General features: G+C 24.9%; 5 protein-coding genes. 2 read left to right on the top strand and 3 right to left on the bottom strand.

Annotated features, from left to right (window positions below; translation table 11 throughout):
* Positions 1–247 precede the first annotated feature (247 nt).
* On the top strand, positions 248–1,231 hold the full coding sequence (gene xerA / locus MRZ80_RS01205; protein WP_292535412.1) for a site-specific tyrosine recombinase/integron integrase: 984 nt from the start codon (positions 248–250) through the stop codon (positions 1,229–1,231).
* A 108-nt stretch (positions 1,232–1,339) separates the two neighbouring features.
* On the opposite strand, the gene MRZ80_RS01200 is transcribed toward xerA, so the two are convergent.
* Positions 1,340–1,894 carry a restriction endonuclease subunit S gene (locus MRZ80_RS01200; protein ID WP_292535416.1) on the bottom strand — a complete coding sequence of 185 codons (555 nt, stop codon included), beginning with the start codon at positions 1,892–1,894 and terminating at the stop codon, positions 1,340–1,342.
* A gap of 230 nt (positions 1,895–2,124) precedes the next feature.
* On the opposite strand from MRZ80_RS01200, the gene MRZ80_RS01195 reads away from it, so the two are divergent.
* Positions 2,125–5,277, top strand: a complete 3,153-nt coding sequence (locus tag MRZ80_RS01195; protein WP_292535410.1) for an HsdR family type I site-specific deoxyribonuclease — start codon at positions 2,125–2,127, stop codon at positions 5,275–5,277.
* Positions 5,278–5,386: 109 nt separating this feature from the next.
* Here the strand turns inward: MRZ80_RS01195 and MRZ80_RS01190 are convergent, their stop codons facing one another.
* Entirely contained in the window at positions 5,387–5,806 is a 420-nt protein-coding gene (locus MRZ80_RS01190; RefSeq protein ID WP_292535408.1) for a flavodoxin domain-containing protein, read from the bottom strand.
* Positions 5,807–5,925: 119 nt separating this feature from the next.
* On the bottom strand, positions 5,926–6,747 hold the full coding sequence (locus MRZ80_RS01185; RefSeq protein ID WP_292535406.1) for a GNAT family N-acetyltransferase: 822 nt from the start codon (positions 6,745–6,747) through the stop codon (positions 5,926–5,928).
* Positions 6,748–6,823: the final 76 nt, after the last annotated feature.

Genomic DNA, 6,823 nt, shown 5'->3' with positions numbered 1-6,823 from the left:
ATTGAAATTATATTACCTTCTGAAAAAGAACTTCAAGAATTTGAAAATTGGGCTAAAAGTATTATGCAAAAAGTAGATGAAAATAAAAAAGAAAATTCAAAATTAAGTAATTTAAGAGATATTTTACTTCCTAAGTTAATGAATGGTGAAATAGATGTTTCTAATATAGAAGTCTAATTAGTTAAATTATTGTTTTAGTTAATAATCCAAATAATTCTCTTATATTTTATAAAGATAAGTAGTAATTATGAAACAAAATTTAATTAATAATATTATTCAAGAAATGTTACATTACCTGAATAATAGTCAAATAATGAGATTAAAACAGATATTAGAATATCACTTATTTAATTATGATTTAATTCAAAAAGTAAATAATTATGAAAAAAAGAAGCAAAATCTTCTTAAAATATTTTTAGATGCAAAACGAGTTGAAGGATGTTCTGAAAAATCACTTAAATACTATAACTCAACAATCGATTTAATGCTAAAAAAATTAGATAAAGACATAATGAGTATAACAACTGAAGATATACGTAAATATTTAACTGAATACCAGATGAGTAGAAAATCAAGTCGTGTAACAATTGATAATATAAGACGTATATTTTCAAGCTTTTTTTCATGGCTTGAAGATGAAGATTATATTCTAAAAAGTCCTGTTCGAAGAATTCATAAAATAAAGACAGAAAAAAATGTAAAAGAAACTTATTCTGATGAAACACTGGAAATGTTAAGAGATAACTGTAGTGAATCACGTGATTTAGCAATGATTGACATGCTTGCATCAACAGGTATGAGAATAGGAGAAATGGTATTGTTAAACAGACAAGATATAGATTTTAAAGAAAGAGAATGTATAGTATTTGGAAAAGGTAATAAAGAAAGAATTGTTTATTTTGATGCTAGAACAAAAATACATCTAAAAAACTATCTAAAAGATAGAAAAGATAAAAATCAAGCATTATTTGTATCATTAAAAAAGCCATATAAAAGAATTTCAATAGGTGGAATTGAAACAAGACTAAGAAAACTAGGAAAAAAACTAGGACTTAAAAAAGTACATCCACACAAATTTAGAAGAACAATGGCAACAATGGCAATAAACAAAGGAATGCCAATTGAACAATTACAACAACTACTAGGACATGAAAAAATAGACACAACATTACAATATGCCATGGTAAATCAAAGTAATGTAAAAATAGCACATAGAAAATATATTAGCTAAAACTTTTTTTTGAAATCATTTTAGATAAGTGTCATAATATAACAATGTTACTTATATTTAATATTAAAAAAATGAAATAAAGAAAAAGTTAAACAATAATTTAACTAATTAGACTTCTATATTAGAAACATCTATTTCACCATTCATTAACTTAGGAAGTAAAATATCTCTTATTTTAGTTAACTTTTCTATTTCAAAACAATTATTCGTAATTTTATTATAAATTTCCTTAAATGGTAAATTTTCAATTATTGAATTGGGAGGTACAACTATTTTTAAATTAGCAATAAGATCTTTACTTAAATTTTGCTGTACTGAACCACTTGCTAAATTTTCAATTTCTTTTTGATTGAATAATAAAAATAAGTATAAAAATAAAGTTTTATTAAAATCATTACAAATCATTGCACAGCAAGCTTGATTTGTTGTTGCTTCAAGTTTTAGTAAACCAATACGTGCTGCAGTTCCTTTTCCATATAATGCCATGACAATAGTATTAACAGGTAATAATTTTGCTGAACTTTTTTTTAAACCTAATTCAGTTATATACTCTTCACTTTTAATTATAACATTATTATTAATCTCACCAGTTTTTAACCAAGGAATATTCCCATTATTCCAGTAATTTACTTCTCCCCGTTTTGGAGTACCTCCATTTTTCATATCATCCACAAATTCATCAATTGTTTGTACTAACCAATTTTTAGGGATTAATCCATAAGAATCATCTTCAATTAGATTATTCTCATAAGGTTTAAAATCAATGAAATGATAATGAAAAATAGCTTTAGCTAGTTTCTGTAAATTTTTATTTTTATTTTTAAATTAGTAAAAAAAAGGAGTTTTTATTCCTAAAATTTACTATTTATATTTTAATTAACAAATTAATAACAATGGGGGAAAAGCTTATTTCATTTAATGAAAGTAATTTAGAAGATGCATTTATTGCTTTATTCAAAGAAGAAAAATATGAATATGTATTTGGTGAAGATTTAAAACGTGAAATTGAAGATGTTATTTTGGAAGATGATTTGAAAAATTATTTATTAAACAAATATTCTTCTGAGGATATTACATTAAATGAAGTAACTAAAATTATAACTCAAATAAAAAATATTTCTTATGATTCATTATATGAAACAAATAAAAAATTCTTTGAAATACTAACTGAAGGTTTTAATTTACAAAGAGATGATAAAACTAAGGCTGATTTATATATTAATATTGTTGATTTTGAAAATATAGAAAATAATCTTTTTAAATTTGTTAATCAATTTAAAATTAAAGGATTTGAATTTAGAATCCCTGATGGAATTGTTTTTATTAATGGTTTACCATTAGTTGTTTTTGAATTTAAAAGTGCGATTAAAACAAATACTACTATTTTTAATGCATATGAACAGTTGACTGTAAGGTATGCTAGAGATATTCCTGAATTGTTTAAGTATAATGCATTTATTGTAATAAGTGATGGGGTAAATAATAAATATGGTACTTTATTTACAGAGTATGAATTCTTCTATTCATGGAAAAAAATTAATAGGGAAGATAATGAATATGAAGGTATTGATTCTGCATTATCTTTAGTAAAAGGAATGTTTAATAAATCAAGATTATTGAAAATTATTAATGATTTTATTTATTTTCCAGATAATACAAATTCTGATAAGAAAATAATTTGTAGATACCCACAATATTATGCAGTTACTAAATTACATGATAATATTTTGAAAAATATCAAACCAAAAGGTGAAGGTAAAGGTGGAACTTATTTTGGATCAACTGGATCTGGAAAAAGTTTAGCAATGTTATTTTTATCTCGTATTTTAATGAAAGATAAACAATTAAAAAATCCAACAATACTTTTAATTACTGATAGAACTGACTTGGAAAGACAATTATCAAAATTATTTGTTAATTCTAAAAATTTCTTAGGTGATAATAAGGTTAAAAAAATACTTTCTCGTAATGATTTAAAAGAAGAGCTTAAAAATCGTTTAAGTGGTGGAGTTTATCTTACAAATATTCAGAAATTCACAGAAGATATTGATTTATTAAGTGAAAGAAGTAATATTATTTGTATTTCTGATGAAGCTCATAGGTCTCAATTGAACTTAGAAGCTACTCATGTTTATACTGAAAATGGTGTTGAAAAGAAATATGGTTTTGCTAAATATTTACATGATTCATTACCAAATGCTGTTTATGTTGGTTTTACAGGAACACCTATTGATGAAACAATTGATGTGTTTGGAGAAATTGTTGATTCATATACAATGACTGATGCAGTAGAAGATGGAATAATTGTAAATATGGTTTATGATGGTCGTGCTGCAAGAGTAAATGTGGATAATGAAAAAGTAAAAGAAATTGAGGATTATTATAAACAATGTGCTGAAGAAGGTGCAAATGAATATCAAATTGAAGCTAGTAAAAAAGCAATTCTTAATATTAATACGATAATTGGAGATTCAGATAGATTACAATCTGTTGCTGAAGATTTTATTGAACTTTATGAACAACGTATTGAAGAACAATCAACAGTAAAAGGTAAAGCTATGTTTGTATGTGCATCAAGATCAATAGCTTATGAATTTTATAAAAAAGTAATAAATTTAAGACCTGAATGGGCAATAAGTAAATATTCTGAAGAAGAAACCATTTATGAAGAGGAAAAAAGAACAATAAAGAAAATGCCTAAAATAAAAATGATAATGACTCGAAATAAAGATGATGAAAAAGAGTTATATGATTTATTAGGTACAAAAGAAGATAGAGAATCATTTGCTGATCAATTTAAAAATGAAAAATCTAACTTTAAAATAGCTATTGTAGTAGATATGTGGATAACTGGTTTTGATGTACCTTGTTTGGATACTATTTTTATTGATAAACCTATTAAAAAACATACATTAATTCAAACAATTTCTCGTGTTAATAGGGTTTATGAAGGCAAAGAAAAAGGTTTAATTATTGATTATATTGGAATTTATAAGGCAATGAATGATGCATTAAGAACATATACAAATTTTGAAAAAGAAAAAATAGAAGATTTAACTCCATCAATTACAATAGTTAAAGATCAATTATCAATTTTAGATAGTATGTTTTATAATTTTAATACAGAACAATACTATGAAGGAACTGCACTTGATAAATTAAACTGTTTAAAAGATGCTGCAGAATATGTTCAGATAACTGAAAAAACAGAAAAAATGTTTATGCGTAATGTTAAAAGATTAAAATCTGCTTATGATTTATGTGTGATATCTGATGAGATATCTAAAAAAGAAAGAGATGAAATTTTCTTCTATACTGGAGTTCGTTCTATAATATATAAATTAACTAAAGGAGATGCACCTGATATTAGTAAAATGAATAGGAAAGTTATTAAAATGGTTGAAGAAGCAATACTTTCAGATGGTGTTGAGGATGTTCTTCAAGCTAATAAAAATATTCATGGAATAGATTTACTTTCTGAAGATTATATTAATAAAATTAACCAAATTCCTAGGGTAAATACAAAAATTAAAATATTAGAACGTTTAATGAGGAATGAAATTAAAGAATATGGTAAAGTTAATAGGGTTAAAGCTAAAGCATTTAGTGAAAAATTAAATGACTTAATTGATTTTTATAATCGACTTAGAAATGATAAACAAGTGGCTGAAGAAGTTTTTGAAGATGTTATTAGTGAAATTATGAATTTAGTTAAGGAATTTAAAGAGGATAAGTGTTCTTTTGAGAGTTTAGATATAAGTTTTGAAGAAAAAGCATTTTATGATATTTTAAAAGATGTTTCCATTAAACATGAATTTGAATATCCTCATGAAAAATTACTTCATTTAGCTAAAGAGATTAAGAAAATTGTTGAAGATAATTCATCATATGTTGATTGGGACAACAGAGAAGATATTAAAGCAAATTTAAAAGTAGATTTAATTTTATTATTAGATAAAAATGATTATCCTCCAGAATATAATGATGAGGTATTTTCAGAAGTATTTGAACAAGCTGAAAACTTTAAAAAGTATGCTAAAATTTAATAGAGCATATATTCTATTTTATTTTTTATCTTAAAAATAAAAATAGTATAAAATAGTAAAATTAGATTTTTTTAAAAAAAGAATAATAAAAAAAAGATTCTTTGGGTGTTTAGTATTTGTTAACAATATCTTGTGCAAATGTTTTGATTTTTGAAATGTCGTTTGCATCTGGTTTGTCACTATTCATTCCTGCAAATTCACCTATACAGTAGAATTGGTCTTCTGCCATTTTTATTGAATAACTTTCTGCTAGTGCTTTTATTTCATCGTATGTTGATCTTCCAACACCTGATGTTGAAAAGTTAACAATACATCCAATATTTGCATCTATATTGTTGTTGAAAAATCTTACAACTGCAGGATCTATTCCATTTCCATAGATACTGCTTCCAAAAAATAGTACATCAATATCTTCATCTATACTATTTGATGTAATATCTTTTGCATCTTTTCCTATTATGCTACCTATTGCATCGGCTAGTTGTTTTGTATGTCCTGTTTTTGAATAATAGAAAACTTCAAAATTCATAAAAATTAAATCCCTCAAAAAAATAGTATTTTTCTAATAAAAAAATATGAGTAGATGATATACATGTCATATGTATTATCTATATTATTTTACCCTCTGCTCATTATTTCATATTTTATCTACATTAATGTTAACCAGTTTTCAATTACACTGTCGTTTTCATCGAGAAGATCTTTAAGTTTAGCAAAGTATGTTCCATTTGCTATATCTTCATCATTTTGTCTTTTCTCAACACAGCCATATTTAGCATCATCTTCAGCTAGTGCAAGACTCATGATATTGTAGTTGTTAATAGTTTCTTCATCAGCAACTCCTTCTTTGTACATATTTTCAATATCATCACTTGCAACACCAACAACACAACAAAGCTCTAGGTCATATACTAGTGATAGTTTACTGTATACTTTTTCTGGATATTCATATCCTTCACGAAGAACTCCACTTGTTGCATCGTCTATATCAACCATAGGTACATAAAATGGAATTCTTGAAATTGCAAATCTATCATTAAATACACGTGCAAGTCTGTGTTTAATTAATGTTTTAACTGTGTCACATGATGGATATTCAATAAGAATACTTGATTCAAAGAGTGTTGTTGCCTCATCAAGTTCTTCTGCAAGAAGTCCTTTGTTTCTATATTCATCAAGTACATACATGTATTGCATAATAAGTGAACTTTCATTAATATTACTTGGACGATATGCTGCAAATCCTACAACTTCATTGTCATATACAATTTCCTTAAAAAAGAAGCATGAATCATTTTCTGGAATATAATAGTTTTCTGCTCTTATTGCACGAAGAAGATAGATGTAGTTATCATTTAATGTTTTAATAATTGGAAGTGTGAATATTTCCTCACCATCTTCTGATGTTTTATATTTAAATATTTTACCTAAACCATCTGGTCTTTTAACTTTCTTATTTGGATTAACCATTAATAATAAACTCCTATATAGTTACTTAAAAAAAATAATCATTATACCCTTTTAATTTATTTGTAGTATAAAATTT

The organism is Methanosphaera sp., assembly GCF_022768985.1.
Lineage (GTDB): Archaea > Methanobacteriota > Methanobacteria > Methanobacteriales > Methanobacteriaceae > Methanosphaera.
Note: the sequence above shows the minus strand (reverse complement) of the source record. Positions and strands in the feature narration are given on the sequence as shown.